Source organism: Thermovenabulum gondwanense (assembly GCF_001601575.1).
Lineage (GTDB): Bacteria > Bacillota > Thermosediminibacteria > Thermosediminibacterales > Thermosediminibacteraceae > Thermovenabulum > Thermovenabulum gondwanense.
Genome location: NZ_LOHZ01000025.1, coordinates 123117 through 144632, shown reverse-complemented (window position 1 = coordinate 144632; position 21516 = coordinate 123117). Strand labels below are relative to the sequence as shown.

Annotated in this window: 21 protein-coding genes and 2 pseudogenes; 7 read left to right on the top strand and 16 right to left on the bottom strand. The window is 36.3% G+C overall.

Going from position 1 to position 21516, the window contains the following annotated elements; all coding sequences use genetic code 11:
• Positions 1 to 73: 73 nt before the first annotated feature.
• The 10 genes from yqeB to ATZ99_RS05245 form a co-directional block, all read right to left on the bottom strand.
• Positions 74 to 895: a selenium-dependent molybdenum cofactor biosynthesis protein YqeB gene (yqeB, locus tag ATZ99_RS05290; RefSeq protein WP_068748193.1), complete on the bottom strand. Its 822-nt coding sequence runs from the start codon at positions 893 to 895 to the stop codon at positions 74 to 76.
• The gene (locus tag ATZ99_RS05285) at positions 892 to 1695 is read right to left on the bottom strand and encodes an XdhC family protein (RefSeq protein ID WP_068748192.1); all 804 of its coding nucleotides are present in this window, start codon (positions 1693 to 1695) and stop codon (positions 892 to 894) included. Before ATZ99_RS05285 ends, yqeB begins: the two co-directional genes overlap by 4 nt.
• Positions 1696 to 1705: 10 nt before the next feature.
• Positions 1706 to 2269, bottom strand: a complete 564-nt coding sequence (locus ATZ99_RS05280; RefSeq protein ID WP_068748191.1) for a nucleotidyltransferase family protein — start codon at positions 2267 to 2269, stop codon at positions 1706 to 1708.
• Complete coding sequence (gene yqeC / locus ATZ99_RS05275) at positions 2266 to 3033, bottom strand: selenium cofactor biosynthesis protein YqeC (RefSeq protein WP_068748190.1); 768 nt, start codon at positions 3031 to 3033, stop codon at positions 2266 to 2268. The genes ATZ99_RS05280 and yqeC overlap by 4 nt, the downstream gene beginning before the upstream one ends.
• Positions 3034 to 3084: 51 nt before the next feature.
• Positions 3085 to 4317, bottom strand: coding sequence for a uracil-xanthine permease family protein (locus ATZ99_RS05270; RefSeq protein ID WP_068748189.1), 1233 nt, complete (start codon positions 4315 to 4317; stop codon positions 3085 to 3087).
• Positions 4318 to 4617: 300 nt separating this feature from the next.
• Positions 4618 to 5853, bottom strand: coding sequence for a uracil-xanthine permease family protein (locus tag ATZ99_RS05265; RefSeq protein ID WP_068748188.1), 1236 nt, complete (start codon positions 5851 to 5853; stop codon positions 4618 to 4620).
• Between the two features lie 42 nt (positions 5854 to 5895).
• Positions 5896 to 8241: a xanthine dehydrogenase family protein molybdopterin-binding subunit gene (locus tag ATZ99_RS05260; protein ID WP_068748187.1), complete on the bottom strand. Its 2346-nt coding sequence runs from the start codon at positions 8239 to 8241 to the stop codon at positions 5896 to 5898.
• On the bottom strand, positions 8238 to 8708 hold the full coding sequence (locus ATZ99_RS05255) for a (2Fe-2S)-binding protein (RefSeq protein WP_068748186.1): 471 nt from the start codon (positions 8706 to 8708) through the stop codon (positions 8238 to 8240). The genes ATZ99_RS05260 and ATZ99_RS05255 overlap by 4 nt, the downstream gene beginning before the upstream one ends.
• Positions 8709 to 8723: 15 nt before the next feature.
• Positions 8724 to 9536 carry an FAD binding domain-containing protein gene (locus tag ATZ99_RS12125; protein ID WP_068748185.1) on the bottom strand — a complete coding sequence of 271 codons (813 nt, stop codon included), beginning with the start codon at positions 9534 to 9536 and terminating at the stop codon, positions 8724 to 8726.
• Positions 9537 to 9716: 180 nt separating this feature from the next.
• Complete coding sequence (locus ATZ99_RS05245) at positions 9717 to 10235, bottom strand: chromate transporter (RefSeq protein WP_068748184.1); 519 nt, start codon at positions 10233 to 10235, stop codon at positions 9717 to 9719.
• Between the two features lie 107 nt (positions 10236 to 10342).
• On the opposite strand from ATZ99_RS05245, the pseudogene ATZ99_RS11605 reads away from it, so the two are divergent.
• Positions 10343 to 10568: pseudogene (locus ATZ99_RS11605) on the top strand (transposase); the annotation flags it as partial.
• Between the two features lie 44 nt (positions 10569 to 10612).
• Here ATZ99_RS11605 and ATZ99_RS05240 read toward each other — a convergent pair.
• From ATZ99_RS05240 to codB, 6 genes are all read right to left on the bottom strand, one after another.
• Positions 10613 to 11164 carry an ECF transporter S component gene (locus ATZ99_RS05240; RefSeq protein ID WP_068748183.1) on the bottom strand — a complete coding sequence of 184 codons (552 nt, stop codon included), beginning with the start codon at positions 11162 to 11164 and terminating at the stop codon, positions 10613 to 10615.
• A 2-nt stretch (positions 11165 to 11166) separates the two neighbouring features.
• The gene (locus ATZ99_RS05235) at positions 11167 to 11889 is read right to left on the bottom strand and encodes a class I SAM-dependent methyltransferase (RefSeq protein WP_068748182.1); all 723 of its coding nucleotides are present in this window, start codon (positions 11887 to 11889) and stop codon (positions 11167 to 11169) included.
• Entirely contained in the window at positions 11882 to 12427 is a 546-nt protein-coding gene (locus tag ATZ99_RS05230) for a nucleoside-triphosphatase (RefSeq protein WP_068748181.1), read from the bottom strand. Before ATZ99_RS05230 ends, ATZ99_RS05235 begins: the two co-directional genes overlap by 8 nt.
• A 45-nt stretch (positions 12428 to 12472) precedes the next feature.
• Positions 12473 to 13489: a molybdopterin-binding protein gene (locus tag ATZ99_RS05225; protein WP_068748180.1), complete on the bottom strand. Its 1017-nt coding sequence runs from the start codon at positions 13487 to 13489 to the stop codon at positions 12473 to 12475.
• Positions 13490 to 13666: 177 nt separating this feature from the next.
• The gene (locus ATZ99_RS05220; RefSeq protein ID WP_068748179.1) at positions 13667 to 14005 is read right to left on the bottom strand and encodes a winged helix-turn-helix domain-containing protein; all 339 of its coding nucleotides are present in this window, start codon (positions 14003 to 14005) and stop codon (positions 13667 to 13669) included.
• A gap of 103 nt (positions 14006 to 14108) precedes the next feature.
• Positions 14109 to 15392 carry a cytosine permease gene (codB, locus tag ATZ99_RS05215; RefSeq protein ID WP_222927077.1) on the bottom strand — a complete coding sequence of 428 codons (1284 nt, stop codon included), beginning with the start codon at positions 15390 to 15392 and terminating at the stop codon, positions 14109 to 14111.
• 220 nt (positions 15393 to 15612) lie between these two features.
• On the opposite strand from codB, the gene ATZ99_RS05210 reads away from it, so the two are divergent.
• The 6 genes and pseudogenes from ATZ99_RS05210 to ATZ99_RS05185 all read left to right on the top strand — a co-directional run bounded on the left by ATZ99_RS05210 (position 15613) and on the right by ATZ99_RS05185 (position 21490).
• On the top strand, positions 15613 to 16386 hold the full coding sequence (locus ATZ99_RS05210; RefSeq protein WP_068748177.1) for an IclR family transcriptional regulator: 774 nt from the start codon (positions 15613 to 15615) through the stop codon (positions 16384 to 16386).
• 208 nt (positions 16387 to 16594) lie between these two features.
• Complete coding sequence (locus ATZ99_RS05205) at positions 16595 to 17830, top strand: amidohydrolase family protein (RefSeq protein ID WP_068748176.1); 1236 nt, start codon at positions 16595 to 16597, stop codon at positions 17828 to 17830.
• A gap of 15 nt (positions 17831 to 17845) precedes the next feature.
• Positions 17846 to 20164, top strand: a complete 2319-nt coding sequence (locus ATZ99_RS05200) for a xanthine dehydrogenase family protein molybdopterin-binding subunit (protein WP_068748175.1) — start codon at positions 17846 to 17848, stop codon at positions 20162 to 20164.
• The gene (locus ATZ99_RS05195) at positions 20165 to 20737 is read left to right on the top strand and encodes an FAD binding domain-containing protein (RefSeq protein ID WP_068748174.1); all 573 of its coding nucleotides are present in this window, start codon (positions 20165 to 20167) and stop codon (positions 20735 to 20737) included.
• Entirely contained in the window at positions 20719 to 21027 is a 309-nt protein-coding gene (locus ATZ99_RS05190; protein WP_068748173.1) for an FAD binding domain-containing protein, read from the top strand. The genes ATZ99_RS05195 and ATZ99_RS05190 overlap by 19 nt, the downstream gene beginning before the upstream one ends.
• Positions 21020 to 21490: pseudogene (locus ATZ99_RS05185) on the top strand ((2Fe-2S)-binding protein). Before ATZ99_RS05190 ends, ATZ99_RS05185 begins: the two are co-directional and overlap by 8 nt.
• Positions 21491 to 21516 lie beyond the last annotated feature (26 nt).

The following is a 21516-nucleotide window of genomic DNA, read 5'->3' as shown; positions in this document are numbered from 1 at the left end:
TCCATTTCTTTGCTGAATAAGAAATTCGATATTGTCAAAGCTATTCCTTTGTTAAATTATCACAATAAATGTTCTAATTTTTTATTATTTGATTCATAAAAAATAATATAGCTTCTAATACTCCGCCTCCTACAGCTCTCGCTTTATCAGAAATGGTATAGCAATTTTCTACAATTCCAGTGGGATCCACATCTCCTATTTTTAAACCTTCATATACTTCAAATCCGTCCCGTATTACGCCCCTTAAAACACCATTTATCCTGGCTTTTACTTCTACATTGCCTATAACTGCCACTATCTCGCCGGTTTTTACCAGGCTACCTATATCTTTTAAAACCTTTATTTTGCCGGAGGCAGGGGCATAAAGCACTCTTTCCTGAGCGTAACCCATAATTTCTCCCGGTACTCCGGTATTGTCCTCAGCACTTCCACAATAAATAACCTTACCCAGATTATGTCCTCTTTTAGTTTCAATTACCGCATGGCAATCCTTCCCCGCCTCGAATCCTGGCCCTACCCCTATCACGATGTCTGCCATTTCCATTTTTGTACCCAGATTTTTTTTTGCAACAATTGCATCTACAAGAGCAAGGGGCTTAATGTAAGTTAAATATTTGAGTTCAGGGTCAATCAATACCGGAATTTTACCTTCTTCTGCTGCTAGCAGGGCCATCTCAGGATCCTTTGAAAAAATTGCCTTTACTCCTTCAATTTCTTTTTCTCCATCGTAAATTGCTTCGGAAAAGCAGACCTTTCTTCGAATTGAAGTTGGATGTTCTGTTTCAGTCATTATTACCTTAAATCCAGAAATAAATAAGCGGTAGGCTATACCGCTTGCGATATCCCCCGCTCCCCGGATTAAAATTTTTGTATTATTAATTTTATAAATGCTCATTCCGCTTCTCCTTCCAATTTCATAGAATTTCCAGTAGTATTATTTTTTACCTTTAAAATTTCCGCAAGAACACTAATAGCTATTTCTTCAGGTGTTTCAGCGCCCAAATCAAGACCTATAGGTGAATATATCCGGTTTAATTTTTCCTGCTCAATACCTTCTTTTTTCAATGCCTCAAGGGTTTCCTTGACCTTTTTCCTGCTGCCTATCATTCCTATATATTTGGCAGTTTTGTTAATCGCTATTTTTAGAGCTTCCCTATCAAAAAGATGCCCTCTTGTAGCAATTACAATAAAGGTATTGGGGTCAGTTGAATATCCTTCTAATGCTTTGGAAATATTATCAACAATTACTTCTGCCTCCGGAAATCTCTCCTTATTAGCCCATTCTTCTCTATCATCAATAATAACTATGTCAAAATGAAGATGTTTTGCAAAATTATATATAGCAAAATTAACATGTCCTCCACCAATTAAAATTAGTTTCGCCCTCTTTTTAAAAACTTCTATAAATACCTCAACTTCCCCGCCGCATATCATTGGTAGGGAATTTTCTTTTTTACTGTCTAAAACAAACTTTAATACTTTTGATCTCCCGTTTTTAATGCACTCTAATGATTCCATAATTACCTTTTTTTCGAGAATTCCACCACCCACAGTACCTTTAATACTTCCATCTTCAAAGATGATCATTTTTGAATTTTCATGTCTCGGTGCCGATCCTTCCGATTTAATAATTGTCGCAATCGCAAAGTTTTTACCTTCTCTGTCGGCATTTAAGGCTTCAGCAAAAATATTCATTTTAACCCTCCTAATTTGAATTAAATGTATCAATATCTATTAGAATTCCTTCATCCTTAACTTCGATAAATTTTACCTTTTCCTGATGATTTTTGATCACCTCTCTTGCTCCCATATCTTTAAATACCCTGCTCACCTCTTGTACATATTTAGTTGAAAATATCGGTGGGTGACCTTTTTTCCCCTGAAATGTTGGTATTATTATTTCCTTATGATTCGAAAATTCTTTTATTAAAGCATTTAAGGTTTCCTTTTTTATGTATGGCATATCCCCCAGAAGAATTGCAAATCCATCCGCATCCTTCGGTAGATTTTCAACACCCTTTTTTAATGTATACCCCATACCCAAATTCCAATTTTCATTGTAGACATGAGTAATATTATATATCTTTGATAATTCTTCACAGAAATCTTTTTCCTTCCCCGAAACAAGAATTATACCTTCAAAATCTGCCTCTTTAGCACTTTCGATAACCCACTGCAGCATTGGTTTCCCATCAATTGCTTTCGAAAGTTTATTACCTCCTGCTCTTTTACCTTCGCCACCTGCCAGAATTATCGCATAAATTTTCATGACTTACCTCCATTGTCCGTCATAAAAATATTTTTATCAAAAGAAGTAATGAGTATTTTTGCTAAAGATAAATTATCACTTCTTTTTTTAATTTCTTTTATAATTTTATTTGCCCAGCTTTGCCTATGGGGATTATCCGCTTTATTAAAGATAAGAATTTTTTCTGAGTCATCCGGTGAGGTTTTAAAAAGACCCTTTCCACTAATTATTAAATCGGCTACCATTTTTTCATCAATATTATCCCCTATTTTATAACCGAATTCTCTGCAGAAGTCTTCAGCCCTGTGGAATATTTGGTTGTCCAATTTTTCTCCCATACAGTCAAGTCCCACTATACCTATTACTTTTGTAGTAAGTTCGGGAATAACAGGTTCATAATATGCATGAAACTTTATCGGCTTTCTTTTAGAGCCATCCGCTTCAATTAGGATATAATCAAATATGTTTTTTTCAAAAATTTTATTATAAAAACTCTTATCTAAACCTTCAAGTTTATTTTCTTCCACAATTCGTTTACCCGTTATTACAATTAAATTTTTTTCCGCTTTGATTTTATCCAAAATCTCTTCTTTTTCACCCAATATTAGTTTAAAATCTCTCTCGGGCCCAGGCAAATAAATTTTTGTAGTTGTGCTTAACAACACTTTTTTTTCCACCTTTGAAAGCTCAAGAGCAAGATTAAAAAGTAAAGTGGTTTTTCCCCCTCCGCCTACCGCCGAAATCATTTCTTTTTCTTTTAAATCAAGTATTTCAGTTATAATCATAAGACCTCCTGAAAGATTATAAAAGGGCGGTTTTTACCCGCCCTGTTTTTTTCACTCCGCAGATTCTTCACTTCTCGGTAGGATTTGATTTAAAATAATCCCTACCAGTGCAGCAAGACCCATGCCGCCCATTTTGAAAGATCCGATATTTATTACTGCTCCACCGATACCCAGCACCAGGATTACACTCGCGATTATTAGATTTCTCGGCTGTTTAAAATCCACCTGGTTTTCTACCACGGTTCTTACACCGATACTTGCTATCATACCGAACAACACTATTGAAATTCCACCAATTACCGGTTCGGGGATGGTCCTTATAGCCGCTCCTACCTTTTGAATAAAGGATAGGAGTATAGCCATACATGCAGCAATTCTCATAACCTCAGGTTTCCATACCCTCGTTAAAGCAAGTACACCGGTGTTCTCGGAATAAGTAGTGTTTGCAGGCCCGCCGAAAAGTCCTGCAAGAGCTGTACCTATACCATCACCGATCATCGTCCTGTGAAGCCCGGGGTCTTTAATAAAATCTTCTTCTACCGTTGCACTTACAGCAAGTACGTCACCTACATGCTCTACCATAGTAGCTACCGCCACGGGAGCAATTAAACCAATAGCAGCGGCATTAAAGACCGGCCATGTGAATTTCGGAACGGCAATCCATGGAGCCTGGAGAACCGGTTCGAAGTTAATAATTCCAGCAATAGCCGAAACAATATAACCAACTATTAAGCTTATTATAACAGGAACAAGCTTGATAAAACCTTTGGCGTAAATATTAATAATTATGGCGGTTAGAAGCACTATGAAAGCTATTATCCAGTTTTTGCTTGCGCTCCCAATGGCTACTGGAGCAAGGGTTAATCCTATAACCATTATAATAGGACCGGTAATTACCGGAGGAAGCAATTTTTCAATAAAGCTTGGACCCAAGAAATAAACAAAGGCAGCCATTACACAGTATAAAAGACCGGCTACAATGATTCCTCCTTGAGCTGCAGGTATACCGTATTGTTTTACCACCAGAGCAACGGGGGCAATAAATGCAAAGGATGAACCTAAAAATACCGGAACCTTTCTTTTAGTTACGAGATGAAACCATAATGTCCCTATACCTGCTGTAAAAAGTGCTACACCGACATCAAGGCCGGTCAAAAGAGGCACCAGTACCGTGGCTCCGAACATGGTAAAAGTATGCTGGATACCCAGTATTAATAGCTGGTGAAAGGGTAAATAATCCCCTGCCCTTACAGGGCCACGAATTTGTCCATTTTTTGTTGCCATTTAACACCCTCCTAATAATATTTTTTGATATTAACTGCTAAAAATTATCAACCCCCTTAAAAAATTTATTTAATGGTTATTTTTAAAATATTGTTTTTTTGTGATACTTTTTATACTTTTCTATTTATACTATTCTTTTTTAAATTTAACTTACCTTTGTTTTATCTTTACAAATATGAGATAATTTATATGTTGCATGAATATAAAAATAGGTTTTATTATATTTTACTATAAATATTACTATTTAAAAACCGCTTTTAGGACATGAAACCTAAAAGCGGTTTTCATCTGCAAATAAATTTATTTTGTTTTAGGTAAAATTTGATTCAAGATAACACCTACTATCGCTGCTAATCCCATTCCACCCAGTTCAAGCCCATTCCCAATTGTAATAACAGCATCTCCAATTCCCAATACCAAAATAACGCTGGCAATTATCAAGTTTCTTGAATCGGTAAAATCAATATCATTTTCTACTACGGTCCTTACTCCTATGCTTGCAATCATTCCGAACAAAACTATTGAAATTCCGCCAATTACCGCATTCGGTATGGTGCTAATCGCTGCGCTAAGTTTCTGAATAAAGGATAGAATTATAGCAAATACAGATGCAACCCACATTACCTGTGGTTTCCATACCTTGGTAAGTGCAAGAACTCCCGTGTTTTCCGAATACGTTGTTTTAGGAGGCCCTCCAAAAAATGCGGAAATAATCGTGCTGGTACCATCTGCAAACATACATTTGTGGATTCCCGGATTTTTTATAAAATCTTCTTCCACCGTTGCGCCAATTGCCAAAATATCACCTACTAATTCTACTATAGGTGCTATTGCTGCGGGTGCAATTATTGCAATTGCAGCAGGATTATATTTTGGAAGCGTGATAGTGGGAAATGAAAACCATTTCGCATTATATATTGGATTTAGATCAACAACCCCCATTAACAAAGAAACAAAATACCCCACTGCCAGTCCGATAATAACGGGAATTAACTTAATCATTCCCTTGCCAAAAATATTTACGATAATAACCGTAATCAAAACAATGAAGGCTATCGCCCAGTTGGTGCTGGCATTTTGTATTGCAACAGGAGCTAAGGACAATCCAATCACCATAATAATTGGACCAGTTACGATAGGAGGAAATATTTTTTCAATAAATTCAGGTCCGAGCTTATAAATAAAAAATGACATTATCACATATAAAAGACCAGCTGCGATTATACCGCTGAGAGAATCTGCAACACCATATTTTTGTACGGTTAATGCTAAAGGAGCAATGAAGGCGAAGGATGACCCGAGAAATACGGGCACCCTTCCCTTGGTTATAAAATGAAACCATAACGTGCTTATTCCGGCGGTTAAAAGTGAAACTCCCACATCAAAACCCGTTAAAATAGGAACTAACACGGTCGCACCGAACATGGTAAAAGTGTGCTGCAACCCTAAAATCAGCAGTTGATACAAGGGTAGATAATCTCCTGCTCTAATTGGGCCCCTTTCAACTGCTATGACTTTTTTTTCAACAATTGCCATTTACTTTCCTCCTATTTTATTGATTAGATGTATTAATTTATATTAATTTAATCCCGCTTCTTTTAGAGCTTTCCAAATTCTTTCTGAGGTGAGAGGCTGATCGTTGATATTTACCCCAATTGCATCATATATAGCATTAGCAATTGCGGCGTTAACGCTGATCATCGGATGTTCCGCAACACCTCTTGCTCCGTAAGGACCATCTAACTGCGGGGTTTCTACAAAATCGGTCACTATTTCGTCCGGAATATCCTTTGCTGTTGGTATTTTATAATCGGTAAAGGAATTATTTAATAATTTTCCTTCTTTATTGTAGATATAACCTTCAAATAACCCAGTTCCTATTCCCTGAACAACGCCGCCTTTTACCTGCCCTTCAGCCAAAAGTTTATTTATTACCTTGCCAACGTCAAATGTGGATGCAATCTTCTTTATTCTCAAGTCTCCCGTTTTAATATCGATCTCAACTTCTACCCCATGAGCACCATAGGTCCAGTCAATTGCAGGTAAGCCTTGACCTGTTTCGGGATCCAAAATTGTCAAACCTTGAGCAATATATTTGCCTCTTCCTATAATAGGTCCTCCGATTGCATTTCCGTTTGGATATACGTAGCCAAGGGCTAATTCTTTATAAGTTACGTATTCATCGGGATTATGTTTAATATAGACCCTTTCATCGCCTATCTCTAATTCATCCTTAGGTGCTCTTAAGACAGCAGAGGCAACTTCCTTCATCTGCTCGATCATATCATTGCATGCTCTAATTACCGCATTTCCACCCATAAACAGGAATCGACTCGCGACCGTTTGCCAGTCATAGGGATCGGTCTTGGTATCGCAATCCCAAACCATAATTATCTTTTCTACGGGCATTTTCAACGTATCCGCTGCAATTTGAGCAAGAGCGGTATAAGTTCCCTGTCCCATATCGGTTCCGCTAACAGAAATACTTACTGTACCATCATCATTAAATTTTGCAACAGCCGAGCAAGAGGTAAAAGTAGGCATGGCAGGCGCTTTATGCAATACAGCCAACCCTTTACCGGTTATCTTTCCGTTAGCTATTTCAGCTTTTCTTTCTTCATCAGTCTTCCTTTTACTCCAGCCTATCTCCTTGGCAACAGATTCCAAACATTTATCTACCCTACCCGTATTTTCTCTTATTTTTTCACCGGTAATTGTAATTGAACCCGGCTTTAAAACATTTTTCATTCTGAATTCATAGGGATCCATTCCGATCTCATGAGCCACCATATCCATCTGTCTCTCAATAGCCCACATGAACTCTACATGACCGAATCCGCGATAAGCAGTTCCGAATACATGATTGGTATAAATTGTATAAGAATCTAACTTTACATTTTCTATGTCGTAAGGACCGGCTCCGGAGTATCCAGCTGCCCTGCCGATATTTACTCCATAGTCAGCATAGGCACCGGCATCCCAGTAATAGGTTATTTCCTGTGCTAAAATTCTACCCTCTTTGGAAACACCTGTTTTTATTCTTGCTACCAGAGCCTGACGGCAGGGAAGTGTATTAAACTCTTCTTCCCTTTTAGCTACTAATTTTACAGGTCTTCCTCCCGCTTTTTTGGAAAGAAGTGCTGTAAGAGGTTCTAAATGGATTCCGGCCTTGCCTCCAAACCCTCCTCCGAGGTACGGTACCTCTACTTCAATCCTGGCATGGGGTATTCCCAAGGTAACGCTCATTAAATTTCTTACCGCAAAAGGAGATTGGGCGGAGGTATAAACTTTTATCCTATCATTGGGTAGCCATTCAGCAATTACAACATGGGTTTCCATCGGAACATGCGCTACCTGTGGCATCCTGAATTCGTTTTCAATTATCTTATAGGATTCTTTAAATCCTTTCTCTACATCGCCTTTTCTCAGTTTATGATGGTTGGCAATATTTGTACCGGGTACAGGATGAAATACACCTTTCATGAATTCATACGATCCTAACTCTTCATGGACGAGAGGTGCGTCCTTCTTTATAGCTTCCACAGGATCGAACACGGTAGGCAGTAATTCGTATTCCACTTCAATAAGGGAAATTGCCTGTTCTGCAATTTCTTCACTTACCGCGGCTACCGCTGCCACAGGTTCTCCCTGGTACCTTACCTTGCCTTTCGCAAGAATATCTTTATCTCTAAGGTAAAGACCCTGCTTGTAATTCAATTCTTCGCCGGTAAGAACCGCCTTTACTCCCGGCAACTCCTTTGCCCTGCTTACATCAATTCTCTTAATTTTGGCATGGGCATGGGGGCTCAAAAGCATTTTTGCATATAGCATACCGGGAAGCATTAAATCATTCACATATTTTGCTATTCCGGTAACCTTTTCAAAGCTTTCTACCCTTGGAATTCCCTTACCAATATAGCTCATTGTTCAATCCTCCCTTCAGCAACATCCTTAATGGCATCTATAATCGGGAAATAGCCGGTACAACGGCATAAATTACCGGCAATTGCTTCCTTAATCTCCTCTTCGGAGGGATTTGGATTTCTATCGAGTAAAGCTTTTGCCGACATTATCATACCGGGGGTACAAAAACCGCACTGAAAAGCCTGATGTTTTATGAACGCTTTTTGAATCTTTGATAATTCGCTGTCCTTAGCAATTCCTTCTATTGTGATTATCTCTGCACCATCGGCTTCTACAGCAAGAACCAAACAGGAATTAACCGCTTTTCCGTTCATTATCACCGTGCATGCACCGCATTCTCCCGCCCCACAACCTTCTTTGGTTCCTGTTAAAAATAAATCTTCTCTCAAAAACTGAAGAAGGGTTTTGTTTTCTTTCACATTAACCGTATATTTCTCTCCGTTTACGGTAACGGTAATTTCCTTCACCTTTTTCACCCCTATCTACATAATTTCATTAACAATCTTCTCAACAAAAACTTCAAGCATTGCACGCCTGTATTCAGCTGTAGCCCTTATATCGGTAATTGGATTTACTTCACTTAATATTTTTTCTTTGCTAACTTTGATGGCTTCCTCTTTACAAAGGCCTTTAACGTCTACTTCTATGAGCTTTGGAGTTATAGCACATGCTCCTATGCCGAAGTACAAATAATCATCCATCCTGTATCCTGCCACTCCTACGATTGACAGGTCATGCCCTTTTATCCTGGATTTTTTGTAATACTTACCTTGCCCATCACTTACGGGTATAGATATCCCTACCAATATTTCGTCTTGTTTTAAGACAGTCTTTTTTACACCTACGAAAAAGTCTTTTAAAGGAAGTTCCTTTATTCCTTCCTTTCCGTAAATAACCGCTTTCGCCTGTAAGACCAACAACGGTGACGCCATATCCGCAGCCGGAGAAGCATTGCAAAGATTTCCTCCAACCGTAGCTCTGTTCCTGACTTGATAGGAGGCCAAAACGCTACCGGCCTCTTTAAGAATTGGGTATTTTTTTTCAATCTTTTCATCTTCAACTATTTCGTTTATGGTAACGGTAGCTCCGATAAAAAGTTTGTCATTTTCTACCCTAATTCCTTTTAAATCTTCAATACCTTTAATATCAACGAGAACTTCAGGCGAAATAACCTTGTTCCTCATATTGACCAGCAAATCTGTTCCACCCGCTAATACTTTACTGCCCGGCACGCTCAATACGTTTACCGCTTCTTCCTTACTCTTCGGCTTAATATACTCAACAGCTTTTATCAAAATAGCCCTCCTCCCGCTACTTTTTTAGTACATAATAATTTCTTCAATCATTTTTATTCTATAAAAATGTCACAATACCTTTAGTAATTATATACAAATATTAAACTTACAATTTATATTTAAAATTAAACTAAAATCGAAAATTTAATATTTGTGAATAAAATCTCATTTAAATATTTTTTATAAAATTACCAATCCAAACAATCCACTCAAAATTATTACAAGTCCAGGATGAATTTTAAAATATAAACTTAAAAACGACAGAATTAAAATTAGTACACCGTTTAACCCCCATTTGGCTGATTTTGCCATTTCCATAGCAAAGGCAAGGAGAAGTCCAATCGTTCCAAATTTAATGCCTGTTAAAAAGGTCTTAAAGCCCGAATTTACCGATAACTTATTAAAAACCGAATACAATAACATTACTCCTATTACAGGAGGGAGTAAAATACCTAAATTTGCCGCAAGAACCCCCAAAATTCCCGCTTCTTTATAACCGGTATAAGTAGCAAACTTCATAGAAATAGCTCCCGGAATTCCCTGGGTAATACCCAATATCTCCAAAAACTCATCTTTTGTAAGCCAGTGGTAATTAAAAACCACTTCCCTTTCAATCAGGGGTATTAAAGTATATCCTCCTCCTATGCTTAGAGCTCCTACCCTGAAAAAAGCAATGAATAAAACAATAATGTTTTTCATACTTACCTCCATTTTTAATAATTTTTAGTTATTTTTTACTTAACCATCCATCTTTAGTAAAACACAACCATTGATGAAAATAGATTTTGAGTTTCAAAAAAGTTTAAGACGAAACCTATGAACACCTCCGCAAAATAGAAGAAAATATTAATTCTGAACTTGAGAAATTCAAAAGGCAAATTGAGCAGTTAGATGAAATTCCTTGTATAAATAAAACGGCTGCAGCAATAATAGCTGAAATTGGTTTAAAGATATGAGCAAATTTAAAACTGCAGAACATATTTGCGCGTGGGCAGTATTAAGTGCCGCAATAATGAAAGTGCAGGAAAAAAAGTATAATGTTATTCTATTTTCTTGCTATTAAAAAATTTTTTTACTTACGAAGATTTTTTTTCCAAAACATTTTTATATATTCCATTTTGTATTGTTTGACCTAATATATTTGCTAAAACTCCTCCCATACCACCTGATAAGGCTGATATTATTAATGTTATATATAAAGCTCCGGCATTTTTACCGAAAAATAATAAAAATGAAAAAACTGCACCACTTACATTTGCTAAAGCAGCTGCTAATATATCAACTAAAATACTATTTTTATACTTATTTCCACTTATCAAAATAATTTCTGCAGCAATACCCGGGGGTAGATAAGTTAATGCTTTTAATATGAATATTTTATTTAATAAAACAGCAAGAACAGCTTGCAAGACACAAAGTAAAATTATAGAGAACGGCTTATTAATTAATTTAAATGTGAAAATCAGCCAAAACATGTAATAAAATCCACCAATTACTCCTGCAGGAACGTGTAATGACGTGGTAACTAAAGATGAAAAAGATGTTATTATCGGTTTTGTTACAATAGAAATAACCGCAATTAACGATACTAATTTTTGATCCATAAGCGTAAAATTTTTTATCCCCATTTTTATTCCTCCCTATTTTTTATTATGATAATTTTACTTTTTCTAATATTTGGTAAATAATATCCACTTTCTTTTTTAATTAATATCTTATCTACAATATTTTCAACTAATTTCCATACATCTCCCCCATAATAGTAATAAATAAATTTTTTCAATTCTTGTTGATTGGTAAAAGGTTGTCCAAACTCACATTCATGATCTATTGCTATAAATTCTATTTTTTGTTTTAATAAAAAACTTATATATTCTTTTGCTGTATCCTTAATTTCCTTTTTAAATTCAGATATAAAATTATTTAAACAAAACGTGTTCGTTTTATTATCTTCAGGGAGTATCATTATTAAAAATTTTTTAGTCATTAACATTAACTTTTCTAACTCTTCATAAATACAACCCATATAACACATAAAAATTGCATCAAATTTTTCTATATCTATATTTAAATTTCTCCAGTCTCCGATAAATGTATAGAGATTATTAATATTATTTTTCTTGCATTTTTCTTTGAGATAGTTTATGACTTCTTCACTAATATCAATCGCATATACCTGTTTTACAATTTTAGATAATTCGATAGACAGTCTGCCCGTACCACACCCTATATCTAATACAGTATCACATTCTCTAATATAATTTTTAGTCAAGTTTACAATGTCTTTATAAAACCTTGTATGTTCAGCAGCTTCTTCAAACCATCTTATACTTTCACTATTCCAATCAAACACTTGTTAGCACTTCCCTTAGGTCTTTCAAAATTTTTTCGAATTCTTCTTCTCTATTATCTTTTGTAATCTCATATATAACAACATCTTCTCTATTTTTTATTTTTTTTATAAAAGGAAGGGGTATTGGCTTTATTACACCAAATACAACCTTTTCTGAAGACAAACATTCATTTATCATTTTTTGAAAATTACATGCAGAAGCCTCAAAAAACCCAATTTCATCCATTACTATAACTTTAGATTCGTCATATAAAGATTTTCTCAGCAATTCTACTCCATATGTTTCAAAAGTTTGTAGTTGAGCCATCCATTTCCTTTTATCTATTTTCTTTGCTATAAATTGTGGTTCTTCTTTACAGTCTACATTACTTGCTGAATTTATAGTAAAGGCTACAACTTCTCCTAAAGAATTAAAAAAAGGTTTTGTTTTAAATCCGCTAATTTCTAATTCAATTTTATTAATTACCTTATCAATAATTGTACTTTTGCCTACCCGTCTTTTCCCTGTAATAAATATATTTTTTTTTCTATTCAACACTATTTTACACCTCTTACGCCCAGAGCTAGATTTGTTAAATAAAAATTACCTGCAAAAATAGCAATTGGGATACCTGCACACTTCACATCCCTGACATAATCCTCCAAGCCCCATTTTTATAAAATCTTCTTTCTTTAGCCTCTCACCAATGAAAATGCGGGGTAAAATAGCATCCAGTATTGTGGTTCTGTGATACATAGCACATCCGGGGACCCCCAGTAAAGCACTATTCCCTCTATAAGCCAGCATAAACATATTCCCAGGTTGAACGGGCGCTCCGTAAGTTACTACATGTTCAGAGCATTCTTTTATTGCCTTTGGCGTAAGGTCGTCCGCATCCACCGACATACCCCCCGTTAAAATCACCACTTCTGCATTTTTTTCGAGCATCTCATTGATTCCCTTAATAATTAAATTGACATCATCCGGACAAAAGATCTGTCCCAAAAATTCCGCACCGAAATATTCGAGCTTTTTTATCATTATAGGGCCAAATCTATCTTTAATCCGTCCTTTATATACTTCACTTCCGGTTGTTATTATGCCGGCTTTCATTTTCCTGTAAGGTTTCACATTGAAAATTTTTCTTTCACTGCATATCATTTCAACTTTTTTAATAATCTCTTCATCAATTACAAGCGGAATTACCCGGGCCCCGGCAATTTTTTGCCCTTCTTCAACGGTAAAATTATCGGGTAAGGAAGCTACAGTTACCAGGTCAACAGAATTAATCTCATATAGTAATTCCTGATCTACTTTTAATAATCCTTTTATTGCAGATTTTAAAGAAGACTTTCCTTCGTAAGGTTCATCAAAAACAACATTTTCTCCGGAAACAGACCTTGCAATCCTTATTGCCGCCTCATCTTCATGAATTTCGCCTTCCCTCGCTTCCCAGACATAGACATGTTCCTTACCGAGTTTAAGCAATTCCTGGATGTCTTCTTCTTTAATAATATGCCCTTTTTTAAATGCCCTTCCTTTAAACTCTCCGGGCACTATCTTTGTGACATCCTGACATAATATCATTCCCACTGCTTTTTCCACAGGTAATATTTTCATTCTAAGCACTCCTTTTTTCGCTATATTTTTAAAAGTATAACGATATCATAAAAAAACAATTATGCAGTTTAATATTTTATAATTGCGGATACTTTAAATCTATATAATTTTATCATAATAGTTATTTTTTTAGTTTATAACCCAAATATAAAATATTTTTATTACTTAATAATATAATTAATTAAAAATTTCATTAAAAATACTACACAAAGAATTGTCCACTTTTTCTCTGAATTCCTCATATTTTTTCATTAAAGCCTTTGCTTCATCCGTAACCTCCGATCCTCCCCCGTTTTCTCCTCCTGCTTTACTAACAACAAGTTTTATTCCCAGTCTCTTTTCAATGGTATTTAATAAATTCCATGCCTGAGAGTAAGACATATTCATTTCCTTTGCAGCCTTTGACAGCGATCCATTTTTTTCGATATTCTTCAATAATTCTAAAGGGCCGTCCCCAAAGGCCTTTCCATTTCTATCAAGCCAGATCTTGTATCTTAATTCAAATTTGATGTCCATAGTAACACCCCATTATTATATTCTACACCGATCTTTATTTTCCCTTTTTTAATAATAAAGGAGTGGCACAATAAAAGCCACTCCTTAAAATTATTTTAATTTATTATTTAACTACTACTTTGTGTTTATCATCAATCCCCAATAATTCGAAAATCTTATTTACAACAGGAACCATTATCGCCGCCACTATTATACCCTGAAGCGGCGGTATACCAATATTGTAAGTATTCCCCACCCAGGCTGAAAAAGTTCCTAATAAATAGGCTATTAAATTTGCGATTCTTAAACCCTTAAAATTAACCGTATCCAGCTTGGGCAATTTTGTCTTCCAAACAAAGAAGTAATCTCCAATTATTGTACCCCCTAAGGGTGGTATGAAAATTCCAAGAAGGACGAGCCAGGGAATAAAATAATTGTAAATCCTGGTAGCAGCTAAAACAGTTGCAATTAGAACTCCGCCAATGACGAAAGGTTTTTTATTGGGATTATTGAACATTTCCGAACCTGCTACCCCAAAGGCGTAAGCTGCAGCGTCATTGGTTGTCCAAATATTTATTGTCAATATTACAAGAGCCCAGAATATAATACCCATCTGTAAAAATACCTCTACCAGGTCAGGCTGCTGAAAAGCGATAGCACCTATTCCACCCGCAAAAATCATGAGACCGTTTCCTATAAAAAACGCCAGCATTGCAGCAAAAAAGCTAACACCCGCTCCTTTGGCAAATCTGGACCAGTTGGTTACCTGCGTACCCCCTGAAGCGAAGGTTCCTACTATTACCGTTAACGCAGTGGTGATGTTCATGTTAGAAGCCGGTTTTATCTGCGAGAGTGCCGCCCAGGAACCAGCTTTTTGAATGCCTAAGATTGGGGTCCAAACCGCCAGAATTAATATTAGAGGAATTGCTATATATGAAACTATTTCCATTCCTTTAAATCCGTATACTGCTGTTATTCCCATGACGATCGACCAAAATATTGCCCAAAAAATATAGCTGGATTCGTTCATATTAAGTGCCTTCACGAAGAGTTCCGCCACATAAGCTGCGGAAACAGCGTACCATCCGAGCTGGGTTCCGCCAAGCAGTATATCCGCCCATTTTGCGCCTGCCGTTCCAAGGGCATATCTGGCAAGTAAGACCGAGGTCAGGCCCGTTTTAGTCCCTATAACAGACATTATTGCCACATAAAGTCCTAAAATTAAATTTCCCAGGATCATGATTTTAATAAAATCATTTAGCCCGTAATTTGCCGCAACTTTTCCTCCGGCTATCATCGTGGGACTGAAAAAAGTAAATCCCAGGAGTACTGCCGATAATGATAAAAGACCAACGCGAGCATTTTCAGGTACGTGATCCAGCGGAAAATCCCTATCATGATTTTCCATTATGATTCCTCCTTTCATAATATGAAATAATTTTTGAATATAATGAAATTATTATATTATATTCTCCTTCCTTTTCATTTTTCCTCTTTTTAAAACTTATAAAATCTATACAATTTACTTTAAATTTTTTTGTTGCAAAATAATAATAATTTTTTAAAAAAGGATTTTTTAGCTTTTAGTAGAATTATTGTTTGTTATAATAAATTACGAGGTGAAGATAATGCAAAATAATAACGGAGTAATAAAATCGGTACAAAAAGCAATCCACATATTTAAGGTTTTGATGAATTCAGAAGGAGAACTCAGCATCTCCGAAATTGAAAAATTGACCGGTTATAATGCCAGTACCATACACCATATTTTAAAAACAATGCTGGAAGAAGGTATTATAAGCCAGAATAAAGCAAACAAAAAATATGAGCTCGGTCCGGAGATTTTCGGAGTCCTTGTAAGGCAAAAATTATATGAAAGGTTTTTTTCAAAGGCCTATCCTTTTTTAGAAAAATGTGCGGAAGTCACAGGAGAAACCACAAATATATTTATAAGGGATGAAGAAGAAGCGGTATGTATAAAAGGTTATGAATCCAAGCAGACATTGAGAGCATACTTGATGATAGGAAGAAGAATCCCCCTTACCTGTACTGCTGTTGGTAAAATATTTTTAGCTTATATGAATTCAAATGATTTAAAAATTTTTTTGCAAATAAACGGATTAAAAAAGTATACTCCTTACACTATTACCGATGAGAAATTATTTTATGAAGAATTAAAGGCTACTATAAAGAGAGGATACTCCATTGAAAAAGAAGAATTCGAAGAAATGATTACAGCAATAGGTGCACCTATTCTCGATAATAAAGGCAATGTCATAGCTGCCATTTCTACCATAGTTCCTTCAGTACGAGCAGACGAAAAAAGAATTCAAGAACTGGGGTATATAGTAAAGCAAACTGCTGCTGAAATTTCAGAAACGCTTTACAATGTTTTTTACTAAATCTTTTTCAAAAAAAAGCATAAAACTAAGCCCATCTTATTTAGATGGGCTTTTGTTATATTTATACAATTCGAAATATTAATCTTTGTGTAATATTTAATTTTTATTTAACCAAATTTCAGAAGGATTTTTGCAAAAATTAACGAATCTATTAAATAGTTTCTTAATATAAAATAATTTTTTCATAATATGAAAGGAGATGTCTGCAATGGATTTAATTATTAGAAACGCAAAATTAAGAGACAAGCAAATTCTAATGGACATTGCAATTAAAGATGAAAAAATAGTTGATATTGGGCCCAATTTAAACTACTCTGCTAAAAATGAAATTGATGCAAAAGGAAAACTAACCATCCCTGCTTTTATCGACCCTCACATACATTTAGACAAGGTAAATATTGTGGATGTGGTGAGACCCAATAAATCCGGTACTTTGATGGAAGCTATTGAAATCATTTGGGAGAAAAAAGCAAATTATACGACTGATGATATTGTAAAAAGAGCAAAAGAAGTTGTGGAAATGGCGGTAAAAAATGGCACCACAAGAATTAGAACACACGTAGATGTTGACACCATCGGTGGCTTAAAACCGTTAGAAGGGGTTCTTGAATTGAAGCGTAAATGTGAGCACCTTGTTGATATACAAATTGTGGCATTCCCTCAAGAAGGTATAATAAAAAACCCGGGATGTGAAGAATTATTAAGGGAAGCCATGAGAATGGGGGCTGATTTAATTGGAGGAATGCCAGCAAATGAATTCTCTCCCGAAGACAGTAGAAAACACGTAAAGATAGTATTCGATATCGCTGAGGAATTTGATGCCGATATCGATATGCATGTGGATGAAACTGATGACCCCTTTTACAGAACCTTAGAAATGGTAGCAGATGAAACCATAAAACGGAGCTATTTCAAAAGAGTGACCGCTGGTCACACATGTGCACTGGCAGCCTATGACGACCATTATGCTGAATACGTCATGGAAAAGGTAAAAAAAGCAGAAATAAATATGATTACAAACCCCGCAACCAATCTAATGCTTCAGGGAAGATTGGATAAACAACCAAAACGCAGAGGAATCACAAGGGTTAAGGAACTGATTGAAAGGGGCATAAACGTTAGTTTCGGGCAAGATTGTATTAAAGACACTTTTTACCCCTTTGGAAGTGCGGACCTTTTACAGGTGGCTTTAATTACCGCTCATGCCGCCCACATGAGCTTACCCCACGAAATTGAAGAAGTGTTTAACATGCCAACCTATAATGCTGCTAAAATTTTAAGACTAAGCGATTACGGACTGGAAGCCGGTAAAAGAGCCGATATTGTTGTAATTGATGCAGAAAATATCAAAGATGCTATAAGGCTTACCCCTCCTCGCCTTTTTGTTATAAGAAAGGGTAAGATTATTGCAAAAACCGAAATGAGGTCGGAAATTCTTGTATAGTGAAGGAGGAATACTATGGAATTTTCTTATATTGGCAAAAATTATAAGCGGGTTGATGGTTTCGAGAAAGTTACCGGAAATGCAATTTTTACCGATGATATGAAATTTCCCGGAATGTTATTTGCCAAAGTGCTCCGCTCACCTATAGCTCATGGAAAAATTTTAAAAATAGATATATCAAATGCATTAAAAATAAAAGGAGTCGTCAAGATAGTTACTGGCAAAGATTTAGATGTAAAAAGAGTAGGAGCATGTATCCAGGATCAATACCCCATCGCAAAAGACAAAGTAAGGTATGCCGGCGAACCCGTTGCATGTGTTATAGCTACTTCAAAATACGCTGCAGAAGAAGCAGTTAAAGAGATAAAAGTTGAATATGAAGAATTCCCCTTTGTAATTTACCCGCAGGAGGCTATAAAAGAAAATTCTCCGGTTATTCACGAAAACGTATTTGAATATGAAAGAGCAGGGTTTATTAAACCAGAAGGTAAAAATTGTTTTCATCATTTTAAAATAAGTCGGGGTAATATAGAAAATACTTTTAAAACCGCATATAAAATTATAGCTGGTGAATACTGGGTACCTTACGTACACCACGTCCAGTTAGAACCCCACTGTGCTATTGCTTTATACGGTTATGATAATACCTTTACGATCTATACAAGCTCTCAGGCTCCTTTTGTGGTACAAAATATAGTATCTAAAATTCATTCCTTACCCTTATCCAATGTAAGGGTTATCGTCCCGTATGTCGGCGGTGGTTTTGGAGGAAAATCCGATGTAACCATAGAACCTCTTATATCATGCTTAGCTAAAATGGTACCGGGACGATATATAAAACTTTCCCTTACAAGGGAAGAGATGTTTGAAGGTACAAATGTCGGAAGAGGTGTCTTTGCAAAATACGAAACGGCGGTATCACGAGAAGGCAAAATACTCGGATTAAAAGCACAAATTCTTCTTGGTGCCGGTGGTTATGCCGATTATGCGGTTAATATTGTGAACGGTATAGGTATGTCCGCCACCGGTCCTTATGAAATAGATAATTTACAAATTGACGTGTACGGAGTATATACAAATACTCCACCCACTGGAGCTTTCAGAGGTTATGGTCATCCCGAAGCCCACTTTGCCTGTGAACTCCAAATGGAAAAAATCGCACGGGAATTGAAAATTGATCCGGTGGAATTTAGATTGAAAAATATTTTGGGGCCGGGAAAAAAGAACGCAATTGGACAGGTAATGAATGAAAACTCCGGCAAATTCGATTTGTGTGTAAAAAAAGTAGCTGAAGAAATTTTTAAAGAACCCAGGGAAGAAAATAAAGAATTACTGATCGGCAGAGGAATAGCGGCTTATATGAAGACTCCAATTATGCCAAATAATGCCCAATCCGGGGCGGTAATGAAATTAAATGAAGATAAAAGTATTACTTTATACGTTGGCGCAATAGAGATGGGACAGGGAACCTATACTGCTCTTTCTCAAATTGCTGCAGAAGCTTTAAACTTTCCCGTTGAAAAAATAAAGATAGTAAAACAAGTGGACACTTCTTTTTCTCCATATGAATGGCAAACCGTGGCAAGTCATACCACATGGGGAGTAGGAAATGCGATATTAATTGCTGCTAAGGACTTATCGTCTAAAATAAAAAAAGCCGGATCAAGAATATTAAAGATACCCGAAAAGGAAGTGGATTTCAATTCAGATTATGTCTTTTCAAAAATTAACCCCGTCCTCAAAGTGGAACTGGAAAAAATAGCTTCCGGGTATGTCGACGAAAAAGGCTCTGCTATCACCTCCCCCCTGATAGGCGAAGGTAGCTTTGTTCCTTCAGGGCTTGAATTTTTAGATCCCGAAACCGGTCAAGGTAATGCTGCTGCTGACTGGACCTGCGGTTGTGTAGGGGTAGAAGTGGAAATAGATAAAAATACGGGAAGATACCACATCAGAAAACTGGTAAACGCTATTGATGCAGGAAAGATCATTAATCCAAAAATTGCACGGGACCAGGTAATAGGAGCCATGATACAAGCCCTGGGAGCAACGATTTCGGAAGTTCTGGTATTTTCCGATAAGGGTAAAATAAGAAATAATGACCTTGTAGATTACAAAATTCCGGGAATTGAAGATATTCCGGATGAAGCAAAGGTAATTTTTATAGAAACTCCGGAAGAAACCGGACCCTATGGAGCAAGAGGTCTTGGTGAACACGGTGCGGTGGCAGTATCCCCTGCCATACTTAATGCCCTCTACGATGCTTTAAAAATAAGCTTCAATCAAATCCCCGTTACACCGGAACAAATATTAAAGGCTCTTGAGGAGGTGAAGTAAATGAACTTTGATTATATAAAACCAAATACTTTAACAGATGCCCTTGAATGCTTAGAAAAAGAAAATGCGGCGATATTAGCCGGTGGTACGGATGTGGTAGTAAATTTAAAGTCCGGAAAAATAAATCCCTCTTTTCTCATAGATATAAAGGGATTAAAAGAATTAAAAGGTGTAGAAAAGGTTGATGGAGGAATTTTTATAGGTGCTTTAACAACCATTGATGAGATAAAAAATTCTCCTCTCCTTTCTCGGTATCGAGCTCTGGTAGAAGGTGCTGGCGTCCTCGGATGTCATGAGATTCGCTGTCGAGCAACCATCGGAGGTAATATTTGCAACGGCTCACCTTCCGCAGATACGGTGCCAGGTCTTTTGGTTCACAATGCAAAGGTTGAGATAATATCTAAACATGGTTCAAGAATTATTCCGTTGGAAAATTTCTTAATCGATGCAGGAAAAGTTGATTTAAGAAAAGGAGAATTATTAAAAGGTGTGTTTTTACCCGATTTAGAAGAAAACTCTTTTAGCCGGTATTATAGAGTAAGCAGGGTAAAGGCATGGATTTGTCATCAGTAGCCGTTGCGGTATATTTAAAAGATGTGGATCTTCCTGTATTTTCCGAAATCCGTATAGCCCTTGGTGCAGTTCAAAAAACGGTTGTAAGGATGAAGAATGCCGAACAATATCTTAAAGGTAAACCTTCCACGATGCAAAATATAGACAAGGCTATCGAAATTATACTTTCGGAAATAAATCCAAGAGCAGGCAGCTTAAGAGCTACTCCCTATTATAAGAGAAAAATGGTTGGATATTTAATAAAAGAGGCTATTCGGGAAATGAAGGGAGGGAATATTTTAAATGAATAAATACTACATTAAAATGAATATAAATGGAATTTTTTATGAAGATTATATTGAACCCCAGATGACTCTCCTTGATTTTATAAGGGAAAAGGTTTGACTTACAGGGACAAAACATGGTTGCGGAAACGGTGAATGCGGAGCTTGCACAGTAATAATGGATGGAAAACCCGTTAGGTCCTGCATAATATTGGCCGTAGAAGCGGACGAAGCTAATATATTAACCATAGAAGGATTAGCCCAGAAAGATAAACTTCATCCTATACAACAAGAATTTATCAATCACAACGCAGTGCAATGCGGCTTTTGCACACCGGGTATATTGATGGCCACAAAAGCATTATTTGAAAGAAACCCCAACCCTTCTGAAAATGAAATATTAGAAGCATTGGGAGGCCACCTTTGTCGATGTACGGGATATTATTCTATAAAAGAAGCTGCTATTAATATTTTAAAAAATAAATTGTAAGTCAAAAAAAGAAGAAAGCTCCTCTT

Excerpts from the sequence above, each read along its gene's own strand:
- yqeB (WP_068748193.1), bottom strand. The coding sequence starts at position 895 with ATGAGCATTTATAAAATTAATAATACAAAAATTTTAATCCGGGGAGCG.
- ATZ99_RS05285 (WP_068748192.1), bottom strand. The coding sequence starts at position 1,695 with ATGAATATTTTTGCTGAAGCCTTAAATGCCGACAGAGAAGGTAAAAAC.
- ATZ99_RS05280 (WP_068748191.1), bottom strand. The coding sequence starts at position 2,269 with ATGAAAATTTATGCGATAATTCTGGCAGGTGGCGAAGGTAAAAGAGCA.
- yqeC (WP_068748190.1), bottom strand. The coding sequence starts at position 3,033 with ATGATTATAACTGAAATACTTGATTTAAAAGAAAAAGAAATGATTTCG.
- ATZ99_RS05270 (WP_068748189.1), bottom strand. The coding sequence starts at position 4,317 with ATGGCAACAAAAAATGGACAAATTCGTGGCCCTGTAAGGGCAGGGGAT.
- ATZ99_RS05265 (WP_068748188.1), bottom strand. The coding sequence starts at position 5,853 with ATGGCAATTGTTGAAAAAAAAGTCATAGCAGTTGAAAGGGGCCCAATT.
- ATZ99_RS05260 (WP_068748187.1), bottom strand. The coding sequence starts at position 8,241 with ATGAGCTATATTGGTAAGGGAATTCCAAGGGTAGAAAGCTTTGAAAAG.
- ATZ99_RS05245 (WP_068748184.1), bottom strand. The coding sequence starts at position 10,235 with ATGAAAAACATTATTGTTTTATTCATTGCTTTTTTCAGGGTAGGAGCT.
- ATZ99_RS05240 (WP_068748183.1), bottom strand. The coding sequence starts at position 11,164 with ATGGGGATAAAAAATTTTACGCTTATGGATCAAAAATTAGTATCGTTA.
- ATZ99_RS05225 (WP_068748180.1), bottom strand. The coding sequence starts at position 13,489 with ATGAAAATATTACCTGTGGAAAAAGCAGTGGGAATGATATTATGTCAG.
- ATZ99_RS05220 (WP_068748179.1), bottom strand. The coding sequence starts at position 14,005 with ATGGACATCAAATTTGAATTAAGATACAAGATCTGGCTTGATAGAAAT.
- codB (WP_222927077.1), bottom strand. The coding sequence starts at position 15,392 with ATGGAAAATCATGATAGGGATTTTCCGCTGGATCACGTACCTGAAAAT.
- ATZ99_RS05210 (WP_068748177.1), top strand. The coding sequence starts at position 15,613 with ATGCAAAATAATAACGGAGTAATAAAATCGGTACAAAAAGCAATCCAC.
- ATZ99_RS05205 (WP_068748176.1), top strand. The coding sequence starts at position 16,595 with ATGGATTTAATTATTAGAAACGCAAAATTAAGAGACAAGCAAATTCTA.
- ATZ99_RS05200 (WP_068748175.1), top strand. The coding sequence starts at position 17,846 with ATGGAATTTTCTTATATTGGCAAAAATTATAAGCGGGTTGATGGTTTC.
- ATZ99_RS05195 (WP_068748174.1), top strand. The coding sequence starts at position 20,165 with ATGAACTTTGATTATATAAAACCAAATACTTTAACAGATGCCCTTGAA.
- ATZ99_RS05190 (WP_068748173.1), top strand. The coding sequence starts at position 20,719 with ATGGATTTGTCATCAGTAGCCGTTGCGGTATATTTAAAAGATGTGGAT.